The following is a 17,003-nucleotide window of genomic DNA, read 5'->3' on the forward strand; positions in this document are numbered from 1 at the left end:
GGATTAGTTCATCGTTGTACCCGGCGACGACTTCCGGAAGATTTCAGATAACGTATTGTAGTCCATGGTAATGATGAACCCAATACCCGTTTCAATGACATACCCATCCAGTACGGCCTGATAATCGTTCCGGCGATATGCTCGTAATACATAACGGCCATCGCGAGTGATACTGTAGTTGGCCGAAACGTTATCGAAGACCTGATTCTGACTGGGAGTAGCTGCACTGGCAGCATTGTCGAGCACAAAGTTTTTACCAACCGAGACCGTAACACGACCCGCCAGAAAGCTCCGAGACACACCTACATTCAGGTCAGTACGAGAGCCGTTGGTGGTACCGCCCGTATTGGCACTACCCGCTTGAGAAAGTAAATTAAAATCAACATCAAATCCTTTTAGCACGCCCGATGCCAGTCGGCCTAACTGATCGGAAATGAGTTTGCTGACGCTACTTCGGGCAATGTTTTCGGCCTGTGTATTGAGTCCACCATTGTCGGAGCCGGAGAAGAAATCGGAGGTGTTTTCAGGCAGGAATCGATTCAATACCAGCAACGCAAAAACCTGTTTATTGACCTGCGATGGGTCTTGTCGAAGTGCTTTTAGTTTGTTTTCGACGTTTGTACCTAAAGCACTCGTTGCGGCTATGTCACTTTCTGCCTCCGGTGAGCGAATGTCGAAACTTAGCTTAGGCGCTGCCAGATTGTCACTAATTGTCAATAATACCTCAAAAGGTAATTTACGCTTTAGGGATGAGGCATCCAAGGTCGTCGATTCATTACCGATCAGATCTCCCGGCGAAGTCGAGACCTTATATACGGCCGTCATGTTGATGTCAGCTTTGAGTGGATCGCCCGAGAAGTTGATGTAACCGCCTTTCTGAAGCTCGAATTTACGTTTCAGTACCTGGTAGGTCAGCGAGTATTCGCCTTCGGTTACTTCATACCGGCCCAGTACACTTACCTGACCAGCGGCATTGACCCCAACATTGAGTCGGGCATTTCCTCGTACCCTCAGGTAGTCGCCATTGAGCTCATCGACTACAATGGTCAGTTCTGATTTTTCATCGGCTTCCAGATCGACCGAAATGGTTGAGTTGGTTAACTTGTCAAATGAGAGTCGAGGGGCCAGACTATCCCGCTTAGGTTGGTACAGATACTTTACCAGCGCCAGCGAGTCGTTATGATTGATGAACGTAACAATGCCATTGGCTTCATTGACGCTGGCGGTTTCGTCGGGCAATACCATCGAAATCTTACTGTCATCTTCGAGTCGTACCGTACCATTAACGGAAGCATCACTTCCCGTCCCTTTAATTCGAAGATCGGTGCTGACCGAAGCCTGCCCATAGGCATAGTCATTGTCTTTTCGGGAGGCATTGAGTACCTGGAAATGATCGGCCTGAACGCGTAGGTTGTAGGCCACATTCGGCAGGTTTTTGAGCACGACGGTGCCATTGGTGGTGAGCGTTCGACCTAGTGAATCGCGCAGACTAAAATCGTTTAGGGTAATCGTTTGCCCTGAGAAGGCTAATTTCTCCTGATCGATATGATAGGTTGAATTAAGCTGTTTGATATTGAATGCAACCGAATCGAATGCAACACTACCGTCCATCTCCGGGTTATCGATAGCCCCGGCTACGCTAAAATCGCCAGTGAGTTTGCCTTTAGCCTGACGTAACTCACCGAAACTAAAGGCTTCGATTGTTCGGGCGTCGAGTCGATTCAGTTTGATAGCCAGATTCAGGGCTTCTTTAGCATTATTTGGGTTATAGAACCCGGTTATGGCAGCATCATTGTAAGGGCCGACCAGGGTTGTGTTGACACTAATTCGTCCTTCGGTTGTATTATTGAAGCGGGCGGTGAGATTACCGATGGGTTTCTGCATCACCTGTAAGCTATCGACATAGACCGCACCAATAAACGCCAGACTTTCATTGGTGCCCATATAATTTCGCACCACTACGGTTCCATTCAGTTCACCACTGGCCAGCGTCGTATCCTGATTGGCTAACCGAGCCAGGTTGGCTACATCGAGCGATCGGGCTGTAACCCGAATGGGGGCATTGCCATACTGCTCGGTGCTGCTGATTTCAAGCGATTGCTGCCCCTGTTCAATATGCAGATTGTTGATCAAGACCCCATTATTGCCGTATTGGGCAAAACCGCTTGTGTCGGTCTGCCACCGCTGGTAATTGGTCAGGAGTCCATTTCGGGCAAACTGGAATCGATAACTGGAATCAACAACGCTAAGTGTACCGGCCAGCCCATGCAAATCCCGATTAATCGAATCTTTGTTGACCATCGAAAACTGGAACCGATTGTTGGCAGCGATCCCGTTTAAGTCCGTTTCCCGGATGGTCATGCCATTGTAGAGTACACCGGCAATCCGTCCATCTACTTTAAGCTGGTTGTTGGCCCCCCGTATGGCAAAGGAACTTCCCTGTAGGGTAGTGGTATCGTACACAATGACGCCCGTTCGGAGCGTAGCGGAGAGGGTTGTATCCCGTTTATTGTCCAGATACGCATCCAGCCGTACCGTGTCCAGCCGGGTAAGGGCCGGTACAAAGGCCTGAAAGAGTGGGTTTTGATAGGCTTTCAGTGATAGGTTAAACGCATGGGGAGGAGGAATGCGTTTATAGGCCAAGGCTGGTAGCGCAATGTATTGGCTGATTTCGCCCGCAATGATGTCGTAAAGCTGTGGATAACTGAACTGCCCGTCCAGGCTAAGCCGGGCACCGGGCAACTGAGCGATCACGCTTTTATTGAGGCCATTGGCATCCAGACGGGCATACAGCGAATCGACGGGGTATGTTTTGCCATTCAGATCAAGCACCGCATCCTGAGCCGAAATGGTACCGACAGGCTTGTCGGGATTAGTCGATGCCATATTCATGACAATACGCCCTTTCAATGATAGCTGGTCTTTGTAGAGTTTTAGTTTTTGCAGGTTCAGCTCCTGGATTACAGTTTCGCCAGTCACACTCGGAAACTCGCCTTTCAGGCCTACCTGTGCATCGAGTTTCAAATTGGCGTTGGGGTCTTTGAGCGCCCCGGTAATGGTTAGGTTTCCATTGGTCAGCCGTCCTTCGGCATCAAGATTCTGGTAGGTATAGCCGTTTAGCTCGGCCGACTGCACGGCCAGATCGAAGCGAGTGGTAAGGGTATTGACATCAATGCCCTGTCCATCGACCGTAGCTCGCCCCGTTATTTTCCCAACGGTGCCCGTTTGTTTTAGCCACTTACCTGCGTCAAAATCGGCTAAATTGAGCGTGCCTTTGTAGGTTTGCCGTTTGCCCGAAACGAAACCGGCCAGCCGCCCGTCGAAGTTGGCTGTGCCCCATTCTGTGGCCAATTTAGTATCTAAAATGAGGTCGTTCAATTGCCCATTGATCTTACCCGTCAGCTTGATAGAGGGCGGCAGGGCAATAGACGATGGAATTGAGCCTTTGGGAGCTAGTTTGTTGATGTCGGCCAGACTGGTGGTTGCTTCCTGAACAGTCATGGCCACGCCCAGATGATTGGGGTCGGTTACATTGGTCAGGCGGCCACTCGCCCGGATGCGGGTCCCCGACAGCATCTGGAATTCCAGTCGGGGCAGATTCAGCGAAGCCAGGGTACCAACGGCCTGGGCATTGGCACGGAATACGCCCCCCTTATTTCCGGCAAATGGGGGAGTATCGGCTAAGGCCGGAGCCAATTGAAGCACATCATCGACCGATAGCCGACTGTCGCGCAGATTCACCTTCACGCTCACGCGTTTGGCAAAGCGTGGATCGGTTAACTGACTTAATGAATCGTAACGCAGGACAAGCTGGTCGCGCAGAAGAGTCGTCGGTGTCTGGACGTATAGTTTTGTAAGCGTAGTGGTGGTATCGGTATAAAGTACGTTGCCGTCAAGTTGCTGGAGCACAAAACCACTGGTAGCTCGAAAGCGCCCATTACGAAGCTGACCACTGATACGTTGACCTCGTTTGCCTAAGTCCTGATAAACCAGAAAGCGTCCGTCGATGCCCAGACTCTGTAAATCGAGATGCCCATAATCCAAGCCCTGTTTCTGGCGGAGAGCTGTTTCATCATCGAACCGGATTCGGTTGTTGGCGAACCGTACATTCGTCAGCTTAGCCTGCCAGCCCGGCGTGGATGACGCTACGGCTGTTGATGTGGATGCCCCTGGCGTAGCTGCTGGTTTTTTTGTGGGTTTGGTTAGCAAAGCGGCAATATCCCCATTGGTTAACTCAAGCGATCTGATCCCAATTTTTTGACCTTCCAGATACAAATAGTCCGACTCCATGGCGAGTCGTTCGGCAGCGCCTTTGGTTGCAAAATCGGCTGTTTCGACACGTACATCCCATTGGGTATGGTTGAGTTGCCATTTTCCCAACGCCAGGTCAAGGGTATCACCGGGTTGGCTGGGAGCACTAGGTGGAGTCGGCAGTCCCTCATACAATCGCGTGTAAACATTCAGCCCGTTGCCCGTAACACTGGACAGGTGGTACTTCGACTTATCGACGTCTGTTTCGCTAAACGTTGCCCGTAAGCTATCGAGGTACGCATTGACATCGGCCCCGGCTACATCGTCCTTATATTTGATTCGCACATCCCGAAGGGCTATTCCCGTCAGATTAACCGCCATCGGAGTCGACACCGTATCAGACGGTTCGGCCGCTTCGCCTGTATCAAATGCGTTGAGAATGTATTGAAAGTTAAACGTCGTGTCGGGCAGTGTACGAGTAATGTTCAGCCGTATACGTTCCAGTTCAATCTGATTGATAGCAACACGGTTATTAAGTAATCCCCACATGTCCAGATCGACCCGCATCCGGCCACCATTCAGGAGGGTATCGCCTTTGGGGGTTTGGAAAAAGACGTCCTCCAATTCAATCCAGTCGGGAATGGAGTAGTGGATGTGTCCGATATGAAAGGGTGACTGAAGTTTTTTTGCCAGATACGAGTTTACCTGTTTCGTAACAAACTGCTGTCCCCAGGGGGTAGTGGCTACAAGCACCACAAACCCCACCAGTAATAGGACGAGGGCAAGTAAGCCGAGGAGAACACGAACAATCAGTTTTGGCACAGATAAAACGTTTTTTCAGATTACTACTAGATGGATAAACTAATCCTCACGCATTATAGCAGTTGAAATCGAACCTGACTGGATTTCGGGAATAAGTTTCATTGAATAACGCGTATATAGGTCATTATGTTACTGGGTACTTTTAATGGCTTTTAAATGTCTATAATTTTCTTCTTAATGAACCATTTGTGTTGCCGTAATTTTTGAATTTCAGTCGGGTTGATACAGTCAGAAGTAATAAGTTGTATTACCCTACATTAACTATGCCGAAACGGCAAGAGTTTGAATCTGGGCTGGATCTATACTATACCAGTACGCAATATGTAGAGAATATGTTGCTTCTTTCATTGTTTTAGGCTGTGTACCAATGGTCCTTTAGGCGTGCCTTTTATCCGGTTTCTACCTCTTTGTTAAACAAGATGTTGCAGACCCGGCTTGTAGCGGGTAATTTTGGGCCATATATCTGTTCACCGAATGAGCGACATCTTTACTGCTGAAGCTATTGTCAGTTTGATAACCCTAACGTTTTTGGAAATCGTATTGGGTATCGACAATATCATTTTCATTTCCATCGCGGCCAACAAGCTTGCCCGCAACGACCAGCCCAAAGCCCGAAATATCGGTCTCGGTCTGGCGATGGCCTTCCGGCTGGTATTGCTGATGGGTATTTCGTTTGTAATTTCCCTGAGTAAACCGTTTACCCATGTTGATGCTGGCTGGTTCAAAGCTGCTTTTACAGGGCAAAGCCTGATTCTGTTTGGGGGCGGGTTGTTTCTACTTTACAAAGCAACGTCTGAGATCCATCACAAGCTTGAAGGGGGCGATCATGAAGAAACGGCTGGCGGTACGAAAAGTAAAACGACCATTTCCAGTGTAGTGGCACAGATTGCTGTTACGAACATCGTTTTCTCGATTGACTCGATTTTGACGGCCATTGGCCTGACGCAGAACGTTGCCGTTATGATGATTGCCGTGGTGCTGTCAATTCTGATTATGATGTTTTTTGCTGGTCCAGTAGGTCGTTTTGTAAACGATCACCCTACCATTCAGATGCTGGGCCTGGCCTTTCTGATCATGATTGGATTCATGCTGCTGGCCGAAGGAGCTCACCTTTCGGAAGTAGTTATGTTCGATCAGGAGGTGGGCAGCGTACCGAAAGGCTATCTGTATTTTGCCATTGCCTTCTCGTTACTGGTCGAATTCCTTAATATTCAACTGCGTAAAAAAGAAAAACCTGTTAAGCTGCATCAGTATGATGGGCAACCGGGTGAAGATGGGATTATTTAGTACCAGGAGTGGGGAGTGGGGGTGAGAAGGCTGACGCACCAAAAATAATCGCCAGCCTTCTTACTCCTTACTCCTCGCTTCTCACTCTTTTAAAAAGCTTTGTCTCTTACCGACCAACTAAACGACATTCTAACTAGCCTCGGTGGCTTTGGGCCTGAGATATGGCTATCGGTTGCAGTATGTGTGCTCCTGGTAGTTGAGTTGGTGTTGGTTCGGGCAGTGGCTTTATCAAATGCCCGAACCTATCTGGCTGGTCTGAGTGTACTCGTCGTAGGCGTAGCAGGGGTATGGGCCATTAGGCTACCTGCAAGGGGCTTTTTGTTCATGCACCTGCTTTTTGTCGATAACCAGGCGATTTTCATTCAGCAGGTGGTGGCCTTGAGTGCCGTTGCCGTATTGCTTTATGAGGTGGCCACGTCATCGGAGCGATTTGGGCGGGCCACAAAACTGCCGTTGGAATGGTACTCGATACTGATTGCCATGACCCTGGGCTTGTTTCTGATGGCCATTTCAGTCAATCTGCTCAGTATTTACCTGAGCATTGAGCTGGTTTCGATCTGCTCGTATCTGCTTACGGCACTCACCACCGATCGAAAAGCCTCAGAAGGCGGAATAAAATACCTGTTGTTCGGTTCAATCAGCTCGGCCGTCATGCTTTATGGGATGTCGTTGTTGTATGGCATGACTGGAACGCTTGACCTGACGGCTGATGCATTTGGCGCCCAACTGGCTCAGCAGGAAATCTCCGTTGCTACGATTGCTATAGTACTGACGCTGTCCGGATTGTTGTTTAAACTGGCTGGTGTTCCCTTTCATGTCTGGACTCCCGATGCGTATGAAGCCGCTCCGGTTCCGGTAGCCGCCTTTTTCTCGATAGCCCCCAAAGCGGCTGCTATACTAGTCCTGATGCGTGTAGTAACGTCTTTGCCAATCGACTCGCCAGTAGGCGGAGCCACAACGGCAGCAATACAAACCCCGCTCGCCGTACTGGCCCTGGCTGGTATATTGATTGGGAATCTGTCGGCGCTCCGGCAAACGGATGCCAAACGACTGCTGGCGTATTCGAGCATTGCCCATGCTGGATTTTTGCTGGTTGGCGTAGTAGCGATGAGCGAAGCTGGGTTCAATGCCGTTTTGTTTTATATAGGTACGTACCTGTTTATAACGCTGGCTGCTTTCTTTCTGGTCGACCTACTGGCACGTAGCAATGGCAGTGATCTGACCATCAAAAATTTTGCTGGCCTTGGTTCACAGCAACCGCTGTTATCGATCGCTCTTACCGTAGTTATGATTGCCTTAACGGGTTTGCCGCCGACAGTTGGGTTCACGGCCAAGCTTCTTTCGTTTTCAGCCCTTTACGATGCCTATCAGCAAACGGGCGATGGCTGGCTGTTGCTATTGTTTGCCTTAGGTATTCTAAATACGCTGATTGGCCTGGCCTATTATCTAAAGATACCATTCCTTCTATTCTTCCGACCAAGACCCACAGACCTGGAACCCTATCCTAATGTTGCTTTGCCTAAACTGGCAGTCTGGGTAGCAGTTATCCTGACAATACCGGCCATTGGGCTTTTTCTCAAACCGGACTTAGTATCGCGCTGGTTAACCAACTGGTAGCTTATCGTTCAATAAGTAGTCGGAGTGTCCGTCCGGGCGAATCGTTTGTTTTCGTTTCTTTGTAGCCTCACAACCTGTTAGTTTATGAGTCCAGTTTTGGATATGACGCTTGATGAATTGTTCGATCAGTTCGATAATCTACGTGTATTGATCATTGGCGATGTTATGCTTGATTCCTACGTGTGGGGCCATGTCGAGCGAATTTCTCCCGAAGCTCCCGTTCCTATTGTTCGGTTCGACCGTCGTGAATTGCGGCTGGGTGGTGCGGGAAATGTACTGCTCAATGTGCAGGCATTAGGGGCCGAAGCCATCATTTGTTCGGTAATTGGTACGGATGCGTCGGGCGATCAGCTTGAAAAAGAACTCTGCGACCGGGGGCTAAACTGCGATGGACTTATTCGTAGTGACGACCGCATCACGACTATCAAAGAGCGAATCATTGCCGGATCACAGCAGGTCGTGCGTGTCGATACCGAGACTGATAAATACATTACTTCGGCTGAACGGACAAAGCTGATCGACAAAGCTAAAAGTCTGATTCCGACCTGCCATGTCGTTATTTTCGAGGATTACGATAAAGGCGTTCTGAGCAAAGAGGCTATTGCCGAGATTACTGATTTTGCCAACAAACAGGGCGTGCCAACGGTGGTTGATCCCAAGAAGCGTAACTTCCTGTCGTATCAGAATACAACCCTTTTTAAGCCCAATCTGAAAGAATTACGCGAAGGATTGAAAGTCGATTTTGATGTCGATGACCCCGAAGAGTTTCAGGCGGCTGTTGACCAACTGAAGCAGCAACTGAATGTAAAGGGTGCGCTGATTACCCTTTCAGAGCGAGGGGTATTTATTGACTTCAACGGGGAGAAGCAGAAACTTCCGGCTCACATCCGCAAAATTGCCGACGTGTCGGGCGCGGGCGATACCGTTATCAGTATTGCTGCCTGCTGTGTTGCTCTAAAACAACCCCCACATGTTATTGCTGGATTGTCGAACCTGGGTGGTGGACTGGTTTGTGAATCAGTTGGCGTAGTACCAATCGACAAAGCTAAATTGAAAGAAGAAGCGAAAGAGAATCTGTTTGGTTAGCCTGAGTATTTGGCCTTTCGACCGAACTATGGCTTAACATATAATTGGTGGCTGTTGCAAAAGTCTGGATGAAGTCAAATGACCCTGATTCGTGGCTTCGAACCGGATCATTCACTCGCTAAAAGTTGGCTGTTTATTGAGCAAGTTCGCGGTTGTTCCGACTTTTGCAACAGCCACATTAGTTATAAACCCGTCTGAGAAAAGTACAAACTGTGACTTTTAACACAGTTTGTACTTTCCCTATCATCACCTGATTAAACATCAAACGGCTCCTAATTCCTTCACCGCGTCGACAAAACACCGGGCTTTATCGCGGTCGGTATCGGGGTAGATACCATGACCGAGGTTAGCGATGTAATGCTGATGACCAAAACTGTCGAACATCCGTTTCACTTCGGCCCGAATCTGGGCAAAATCGGCATAGAGTACACAAGGGTCCAGATTACCCTGCAATACCCGGTCGGGAATCAACTGCCGCGACTCATGCGGGTCCATGTTCCAATCCAGGCCAACCACGTCGCAGCTTAGCTGGCCGATTTCCTGTCGGGCAAAAAAGGCACCTTTTGCAAAAACGGTGATGGGTACTTCGCGGTCCGGCGTTCCGGTGATCAGATCGCAGATTTGCTTGATATAAGGCAGCGAGAATGTCCGGTACTGTTCGGGCGAGAGAATACCTGCCCAGGAATCGAAAATCTGTACCAGATCGGCCCCTGCCCGGATCTGGGCCTGCAAATAGCCTATCGTGCTGTCCGTAATTTGCTGGAGCAATGCGTGGGCAAAATCGGGGTCGGTATAGAGTAGCTTTTTGGCAATCGAGAAGGTTTTGGAACCTTTGCCCTCCGTCATGTAACAGAAAATAGTGAACGGTGCCCCGGCAAATCCGATCAGTGGAACTCGGCCATTCAACTCTTTCTTGGTCAACTTGATGGCATCCAGTACATAACCCAGATCACTTCCAGCATCCGACACCCGTAGCCGTTTGAGGTCGTCCATCGTGCGGACTGTTTCGGGAAAAACAGGGCCCCGGCTCTCGATCATCTCGTAAGGTAACCCCATCGCTTCGGGAATCACCAGAATGTCGGAGAAGATAATGGCCGCATCGACTCCAAACGCATCGACGGGCTGAATGGTCACTTCGGCAGCCAGTTCGGGGGTTTTGGCCAGGGTGATGAAACTACCAGCCTGTTCGCGAACGGCACGGTACTCAGGCAACACGCGCCCGGCCTGCCGCATCATCCAGACCGGAGCTCGCTCGGTCAGTTCGCCCCGTGCGGTGCGGAGCAGCAGATCATTTTGTAAAGTCATACCGCAAAAGTACGCTTGCAAGCCGAAATTTCAGGCCGTGAAGTCGGGTTGCTCCCAAACCATTTTATAATTCGCCAATTTTGCCGAAAAATCGCCTTTATATGCCCACACTTTTTATCGATACTGAGCGTCTGCGTGATCTTAACAGTGGGTTAGGGCAGGTCTGTTTGCATCTTGGTCAGGAACTTGTACGTCAGGCACCCGTCGGATGGCAGCTAACGTTTCTGGTGCCAACTGGCAAAACAGGTATTTTCGGCAACTCGGTGAGTTACCTAGAAGCCTCCTGGACTCGCAAATTCTGGATACCAGGTCAGTATGATGTATGGCATTGTTTGCACCAGGATTCGGCTTATCTGCCCCGGCAGGCAAAACTCATCCTGACGATTCACGACCTTAATTTTCTTGAACGATCAGATTATTCGGAGCGTACCAAAGCGCGTAAACTGACCCGATTACAAAATAAAGTCAACCGGGCGACGGCCTTAACCGCCATTTCTCAATATACGGCATCGGTGGTTCGTGAACAGTTGTTAACCGATAAACCAATACAGGTTATTCCGAATGGAGTAGCTGTTAATCCGGCGGATACCCCAACAGAACCGCCGAAATCAGCATGGGCTGATTCATTGGTCGATGCGCCCTTTTTTCTGTTTGTGGGCGTTATTCACCCCAAAAAAAACGTTCTTACCTTACTGCCTATGCTGGAGGCCTTTCCGGATTACCGATTGGTACTGGCTGGTCCTGACGGGCATCCCTATGCTCAGCACATTCGCGAGCAGGCGGTAAAGTTGGGCATTGCTGACAGACTGCTAATGCCCGGCCCCGTCGATGAATCAATAAAACTGTGGCTTTATACGCATTGTACAGCCTTCTTGTTCCCATCTTTATCGGAAGGATTTGGTTTGCCCGTAGCCGAAGCCATGGCATTCGGAAAGCCCGTGTTTATTTCCCGGCTCACCAGCCTACCCGAAGTAGGCGGAAAGGAAGCCTATTATTTTGAAAATTTTGAGCCTGAGTCTATGGCCCAAACGCTGGATGAAGGCTTGCGGGATTTTAACCAGAACCCCCTCCGTCAGGAGCGTCTGCGCCGACGAGCCGCCACGTTTAGCTGGCCTGATGTTGCCAAAACGTATTGGGAGTTGTACAGAAATTTAGTTTCGTAGGCTAGCTGTATAACTGATAATAGGGGCTTATGGAAATATACCCATTAATCACTTTTTTGCACCGATTTGAATACAGATTGGTGAAACTTACTATAACTCAGCATATAGCTTACACCAAGAGCGGCTAGGGTGGCTAATGTGGCCTCATACACGTAGGGAGGAAATAACTGCGCCCAGTAGACTAAAGCAATTGCGAATCCATATAGTAGCAGATTGATTGGCAAGAATCGGGTTATCACGTAGATGGCTTTTGGTGATAAATTCCGTTTTAAACCATTCTGTTGGAGTAGAAACCGGCAAGCCTGTATAAGCAAGCCTATTGTTGAGCCCAGAGCAAAACCACCCAATGGGGTAAGTAATAGTCTATCAACAGTACATGAAGTGGGGCGCGCTACATGGGTGGTTGCCCAGTATACCATGCTGTAAATCAATAGAGGTACTAGTAGATGAGGCCATTTACGTTGCTGCTGAACGTAATTCATAAAAAGCGTATCATATCGTCGGAAGGTAACCTGATTATATTGCTGCTCCATTTTCTGTAGCCCTTTTCGGCCGCCAAAGGCTTTTTGAACCTCGGTTAACGCGGTTTCAAACGTCATGCCCTGCGTCATGTATTCGGTGAGGGCGACCGTGTAATGGTCGGTCAGTTCAAGAATCAATTCTTCGTTCGTGAGCAAATTGACTTCCCGAAGATGATAATCAAGATCGGCTTGTTGGCTAGGGGTAAGCATAGTGGTTAAGCAAGTTTAGGTCTATTCTTTCTATAAAGACGATCCCAAAGGAGTTCAGTAGTGGCAAGTTCAATAAGGATAAAGCCTGTGATGATAATTGAGGATATGAATGGGTAACGCAAAAGGATTTGTTCAATAGGAAGCCATATCCGCACGAAGATGCTGAGGTTCATAAATGAGGTAATAACCTGAAGTAGTATACGTAGTTCGTTGCTGAAGGCTTTTGCCTGACTGGGTTGTTGGAATTCCTGTATTAATTGAAAGAATGCCATTCCGTACAGCATTGCATTCAAAATAATAACACCAACCACCAGTCCAGCAAGTAGCCAACTAGTGTTCCAAATTAAAGTCAATCCATTGGCTAATGTCTGTGTATTGTAATAAACCAGAAGCAGCAGTAGGCAGGTAATAACCAAGCGAGGTAAGCGGAAGTAACTGGCTATTTTCTGTCGGATAATGCGCCCATTATTCTGTGCCTGTGCCTTCTGAAACTCTTCCTCCATTTTCCGTAGCCCCTTTCGTCCACCAAAGCCATTATGGATTTCCTGAATGACTGCTTCGAATTGTATACCATTCGTTACTCGTTCTTCAATGTCTTCTGCATAATGGTCTTTGAGTTCGGCGATTAGCTCTTCGTTGACCAACCAGTTGTCTTTCCGTAAATGGCGGTCAATGGCTTGAAGTTGATCGGTACTGAGCATGGCTTTAGGCGAGTTTATAATAGAACTTTTTATAGAAAAGCTGAACAAAACTAAGGCTATACAGTAGGGTCAGTAGGCAAATCAGGACAGATACTATTGGGTAGGTTTGTAAAAAATCGTGAATAGTATGTGAGCCTTTTTCAGAAAAGCCATTGGTCAGATTGAGGCTGATCTGTAATAGGTTTATGGGAATCATACCTTGATTTTGAAAGTACTGCCACACCAGTTTACCCGTTGAAATGCGCTGATCGACGCTTTTGAAATACCCCCATACCAGTAGTACTAATGGAGATAACGCGAGATAGAAAATACTGGTAGCTACTGTGTCGGGAGGGAGTAAAGGGACAAGTATCAAAAGAAGTAAACACAGCAGGGCAGTCGATAGAATTGTGGGCCAGCGAAAATAACTTTTCAGAATGGCCCTATGCTGAATGCGCACCTGCCGGACGATACTTTTTTCATAGTCCTTTTGTATGTGATCAAGGCCTATGCCACCACCTAACTCGAACCAGGCCCATTTACTCGCTTCATCGAATGACTGTCCTGCTGCCATCTTCTGTTCGGTAAGTGTAGCATAGTGGTCAACTAATTCAGCTAGTAAATCGTCGTAGGTAATGGACGCCAACCCGATCAGGTCGTGCCGTAGAGCCGTAATTTGTTTATTCGAAAGTGACATGTTTAATGTTTAAAGGCTCGGTTTCAGTTTCAAGACCAGATTCAGGTTTTCCAGAAAGGCGGTTAAATCGGCGATGCGTCCGGCGGCTTCGGTATGCCCGATTTTGGTGAGCGAGTAGTATTTACGGGCGCGACCATCCACAATCTGTGTTTCGGTAGTTAGTAACCCTTCGGCTTCGAGTTTGTGCAAGGCTGGGTATAAAGCCCCTTCAGTAATGGTCATTTCACCAGCCGTTAGTTCCTTCACCTTCTGCGTAATCTCGTAGCCATACATCTTGTCACGATCTTCCAGTAGACGTAGAATAATCACCGACAGGCTACCTTTCAATAAAGAGGAGTTATTGGACGTGTTCATGCATCAAATATACACAAAGAAATTATATACATCCAAATCTTAGGTATAGGCCTGAATCGGGATTTAGCTGATTTACGGATGAATAGGATTTCGTAGATGTATGGATTCGCAATGCGAGCAAAATCTGTTTAATCCCTAAATCAGATAAATTCCGCCGGGCCGACGTTTCGGTTATCTTTGCACCACGAATGAAAACATATAGTCGATTACTCTCGTTTGCCAGACCACTGGGTCGTTTCCTGGCGCCATTTGTGTTGACGTCGCTGATTGCCAGTGTGTTTGGTGTGCTTAATTTTACGTTGCTGATTCCTTTGCTGAGTATCCTGTTCGAACAGATCGATGCCAAACGGATGCAGGCGTTTCTGAATCAACCGGCTCCCTCCATTACCTCATCGCCGACCGAGGCCTTCAATTATTACTTTGCTCAGGTATTTCAGGAGTATGGTAAAATCGGTGCTCTCCAATTTGTGTGCGGTATTATTATCGTATCGGTTTTGCTAAGTAATGTTTTTAAATATCTGTCGATCAGACAACTAGAGTCGTTCAAGGCCCGGATGGTGGCTACCCTGCGTGAAACCGTTTTTAGCCGGACAATTCACCTGCACCTGGGTTTCTTCTCCAACGAACGGAAAGGAAATCTGATGTCGCGCATTACGACAGATGTGCAGGAGGTCGAAAACTCCATTGCCAATACGTTGTCGGCCGGGTCGAAAGAAGTGTTTTTGCTGATCGGCTACATCATTGCTTTACTCAGCATTTCGGTAAAACTGACGCTGTTTGCTATCATCGTTATTCCGATTTCGGGTGGGTTTATTGCCACATTGGTTCGACGGATGAAACGCGATGCTCAGGAAGGTCAGCAACGCCTGAGTAGCCTGGTAAGTTTGCTCGACGAAACCTTTGGGGGTATGCGAGTGGTAAAAGGCTTTGTGGCTGAAGGATTTATTCTCAATAAGTTTCGGCAGGAAAACGAAGGCTATCGACAGGCTGTTCGGTCGCTGGCAAACCGCCGGGAACTGGCGTCTCCCTTTTCTGAAGTGATGGGTGTGGCAGTGGTAGCCGGAATCTTGCTCTACGGTGGATCGCTGGTACTGAGTGGTCAATCAGACCTGACAGCCGCCCAATTTATTGCCTACATTGCTATTTTCTCGCAGGTGACGCGCCCGGCCAAAGATATTTCCAACGCCTTTAGTGGTTCGCAGCGGGGCCTGGCGTCGGGCGAGCGGGTTCTGGAACTGATCGACACCCAATCGGCTGTTCAGGATAAACCCGGAGCTATTACACTCAGTACGTTTAGCGACCGGATTTCGGTACAGTCTGTATCGTTTGCCTACAATGAAGATACGCCCGTATTGCGCAACATTAGTTTTGACCTGACTAAAGGCAAAACCATTGCCCTGGTTGGTTCATCAGGGGGGGGGAAATCGACCATTGCCGATTTGATTCCCCGTTTTTATGACCCAACATCAGGTAATATTCGAATCGACGGGGTGGATTTGCGCGACTGTACAATGGCTTCGCTACGGGCTCAGATGGGTATTGTGACGCAGGAGAGTATTCTGTTCAACGACACCATTTTTAACAACATCGCTTTTGGTAGTAAAGCGACCGAAGCCCAGGTAATGGAAGCCGCTCGGATTGCGAATGCCCACGAATTCATCATGGCGCAGCCCGACGGTTACCAGACCATCATTGGCGATCGAGGTGGCAAACTGTCGGGGGGACAGCGTCAGCGTATCAGCATTGCCCGTGCGATTCTGAAAAATCCGCCGATTCTGATTCTGGATGAAGCTACATCGGCCCTTGATACCGAATCGGAAAAACTGGTGCAGGAAGCACTAACTCGTCTGATGGCCAACCGGACAACGCTCGTTATTGCCCATCGACTGAGTACTATCCAACACGCCGATGAGATTCTGGTCGTCAATCAGGGACGCATTGTGGAGCGCGGGCGTCATGATGAATTACTCTCGCTGGACGAAGGCTTTTACCGAAAGCTGAGCACGATGCAAAATGTATAGCTGTTGTAAAGCGGGTGGAAACCCGCAATGGTGGCTGATGGCGCGGGTTTCCACCCGCCTTACTTGCTCGCCTTACTAAGGACAATCCTCCAGTCGGGACCGCTGAACACTTTATATTTCTCTGAGAAATTTCCCTGATTGATAGCTATTGAGAAGTTGAGCAGACTGTTGATGTAGGCTACGTCGTCGCCAACGGGTGCTTCGCCGAAGGTATTGACGAACGTAACGGATTTGTCGTATAGCGATTGATCGTTCTGAAAAATCTGCACCCGAACCATGGCCCCCGGTTTTATGTCAAGCTGGTCAATCATCGACTTGGGGATATTGCTCCAGATATTCCCGTACTGAATATCCAATACCGGGATGGTCCCCTTCAACATACCATTGGCTGTTTCCGCTTTTTGGTAGGGTAATCGTACGACTTCGGTTGGTAATTTAGGGCCAACCTGTTCGAAACGAATGGTATGTGAGGCTAGTCGGGCGGCTGTATAGGCATACACATCACGCCCGTGAAAGGTGTATGACTGGTTTGAATTCCGTAGTCGGTTGATTGCTTCGTCAATCTGCCGGACCTGGCCAATACCCAGATGCTCGGCTACCAGCGTCAAAGTTCCGTTATCGGGCGTTACGATATAGTGACCCGATTTAGTCAGCAGCACGACCGAATGTCGTTCGGTCCCAACACCCGGATCGCAAACGGATACAAACACCGTGCCTTTGGGGTAGTAAGGAACCGTTTGATGCAATCGATAGGCGGCCTCCCAAATGTTGTAAGCCGGAATGTCGTGTGTAAGGTCGAATAATTTGAGCGCAGGTGATACGCCCATTGCTACCCCTTTCATGGCGGATACAGCCCCATCTTTTAGCCCAAAATCAGACTGGAAAACGACGATTCCATTTTGGGCATTGCTTGATTGCGAGGCAAATAGCCAGAGAAAGAGAGCGAGTTTGTAAAGATTATGCATGATGGTAGGAGGTTACGGTATCGA

The 17,003-nt window shown here is 48.6% G+C and carries 12 protein-coding genes; 5 read left to right on the plus strand and 7 right to left on the minus strand.

What is annotated here, in order from left to right:
• Positions 1–3: 3 nt before the first annotated feature.
• Positions 4–5,073, minus strand: a complete 5,070-nt coding sequence (locus B5M13_RS04630) for a translocation/assembly module TamB domain-containing protein (protein WP_080054518.1) — start codon at positions 5,071–5,073, stop codon at positions 4–6.
• Positions 5,074–5,547: 474 nt separating this feature from the next.
• Here B5M13_RS04630 and B5M13_RS04635 point away from each other — a divergent pair, with 474 nt between their 5' ends.
• The 3 genes from B5M13_RS04635 to B5M13_RS04645 all read left to right on the plus strand — a co-directional run bounded on the left by B5M13_RS04635 (position 5,548) and on the right by B5M13_RS04645 (position 9,063).
• Entirely contained in the window at positions 5,548–6,360 is an 813-nt protein-coding gene (locus B5M13_RS04635; protein WP_080054519.1) for a TerC family protein, read from the plus strand.
• Positions 6,361–6,459: 99 nt separating this feature from the next.
• Positions 6,460–7,977, plus strand: a complete 1,518-nt coding sequence (locus B5M13_RS04640; RefSeq protein ID WP_080054520.1) for an NADH-quinone oxidoreductase subunit N — start codon at positions 6,460–6,462, stop codon at positions 7,975–7,977.
• 84 nt (positions 7,978–8,061) lie between these two features.
• Positions 8,062–9,063, plus strand: coding sequence for a bifunctional heptose 7-phosphate kinase/heptose 1-phosphate adenyltransferase (locus B5M13_RS04645; protein ID WP_080054521.1), 1,002 nt, complete (start codon positions 8,062–8,064; stop codon positions 9,061–9,063).
• A 261-nt stretch (positions 9,064–9,324) separates the two neighbouring features.
• On the opposite strand, the gene hemE is transcribed toward B5M13_RS04645, so the two are convergent.
• Positions 9,325–10,368, minus strand: a complete 1,044-nt coding sequence (gene hemE / locus B5M13_RS04650) for a uroporphyrinogen decarboxylase (protein WP_080054522.1) — start codon at positions 10,366–10,368, stop codon at positions 9,325–9,327.
• A gap of 101 nt (positions 10,369–10,469) precedes the next feature.
• Here hemE and B5M13_RS04655 point away from each other — a divergent pair, with 101 nt between their 5' ends.
• Positions 10,470–11,531, plus strand: coding sequence for a glycosyltransferase family 4 protein (locus B5M13_RS04655; protein ID WP_080054523.1), 1,062 nt, complete (start codon positions 10,470–10,472; stop codon positions 11,529–11,531).
• Positions 11,532–11,575: 44 nt separating this feature from the next.
• On the opposite strand, the gene B5M13_RS04660 is transcribed toward B5M13_RS04655, so the two are convergent.
• From B5M13_RS04660 to B5M13_RS04675, 4 genes are read right to left on the minus strand one after another with little or no spacing between them, the layout of a single operon-like run.
• The gene (locus tag B5M13_RS04660; RefSeq protein ID WP_080054524.1) at positions 11,576–12,262 is read right to left on the minus strand and encodes a hypothetical protein; all 687 of its coding nucleotides are present in this window, start codon (positions 12,260–12,262) and stop codon (positions 11,576–11,578) included.
• 5 nt (positions 12,263–12,267) lie between these two features.
• Positions 12,268–12,963 carry a hypothetical protein gene (locus B5M13_RS04665; RefSeq protein ID WP_080054525.1) on the minus strand — a complete coding sequence of 232 codons (696 nt, stop codon included), beginning with the start codon at positions 12,961–12,963 and terminating at the stop codon, positions 12,268–12,270.
• 4 nt (positions 12,964–12,967) lie between these two features.
• A complete protein-coding gene (locus B5M13_RS04670; protein ID WP_080054526.1) occupies positions 12,968–13,639 on the minus strand; it encodes a hypothetical protein in 672 nt (223 codons plus the stop codon).
• A 9-nt stretch (positions 13,640–13,648) separates the two neighbouring features.
• Positions 13,649–13,993, minus strand: coding sequence for a PadR family transcriptional regulator (locus tag B5M13_RS04675; protein WP_080054527.1), 345 nt, complete (start codon positions 13,991–13,993; stop codon positions 13,649–13,651).
• Between the two features lie 188 nt (positions 13,994–14,181).
• On the opposite strand from B5M13_RS04675, the gene B5M13_RS04680 reads away from it, so the two are divergent.
• The gene (locus tag B5M13_RS04680) at positions 14,182–16,014 is read left to right on the plus strand and encodes an ABC transporter ATP-binding protein (RefSeq protein WP_080054528.1); all 1,833 of its coding nucleotides are present in this window, start codon (positions 14,182–14,184) and stop codon (positions 16,012–16,014) included.
• Between the two features lie 59 nt (positions 16,015–16,073).
• Here B5M13_RS04680 and B5M13_RS04685 read toward each other — a convergent pair whose 3' ends face one another.
• Positions 16,074–16,979 carry an SAM hydrolase/SAM-dependent halogenase family protein gene (locus tag B5M13_RS04685; RefSeq protein WP_080054529.1) on the minus strand — a complete coding sequence of 302 codons (906 nt, stop codon included), beginning with the start codon at positions 16,977–16,979 and terminating at the stop codon, positions 16,074–16,076.
• Between the last annotated feature and the right edge of the window lie 24 nt (positions 16,980–17,003).

The organism is Spirosoma aerolatum (genome assembly GCF_002056795.1).
GTDB classification, from domain to species: domain Bacteria; phylum Bacteroidota; class Bacteroidia; order Cytophagales; family Spirosomataceae; genus Spirosoma; species Spirosoma aerolatum.

Coding starts and splice junctions, on each gene's coding strand:
- hemE (WP_080054522.1), bottom strand. CDS start 10,368: ATGACTTTACAAAATGATCTGCTGCTCCGCACCGCACGGGGCGAACTG.
- B5M13_RS04645 (WP_080054521.1), top strand. CDS start 8,062: ATGAGTCCAGTTTTGGATATGACGCTTGATGAATTGTTCGATCAGTTC.
- B5M13_RS04655 (WP_080054523.1), top strand. CDS start 10,470: ATGCCCACACTTTTTATCGATACTGAGCGTCTGCGTGATCTTAACAGT.
- B5M13_RS04675 (WP_080054527.1), bottom strand. CDS start 13,993: ATGAACACGTCCAATAACTCCTCTTTATTGAAAGGTAGCCTGTCGGTG.
- B5M13_RS04685 (WP_080054529.1), bottom strand. CDS start 16,979: ATGCATAATCTTTACAAACTCGCTCTCTTTCTCTGGCTATTTGCCTCG.
- B5M13_RS04665 (WP_080054525.1), bottom strand. CDS start 12,963: ATGCTCAGTACCGATCAACTTCAAGCCATTGACCGCCATTTACGGAAA.
- B5M13_RS04670 (WP_080054526.1), bottom strand. CDS start 13,639: ATGTCACTTTCGAATAAACAAATTACGGCTCTACGGCACGACCTGATC.
- B5M13_RS04680 (WP_080054528.1), top strand. CDS start 14,182: ATGAAAACATATAGTCGATTACTCTCGTTTGCCAGACCACTGGGTCGT.
- B5M13_RS04635 (WP_080054519.1), top strand. CDS start 5,548: ATGAGCGACATCTTTACTGCTGAAGCTATTGTCAGTTTGATAACCCTA.
- B5M13_RS04660 (WP_080054524.1), bottom strand. CDS start 12,262: ATGCTTACCCCTAGCCAACAAGCCGATCTTGATTATCATCTTCGGGAA.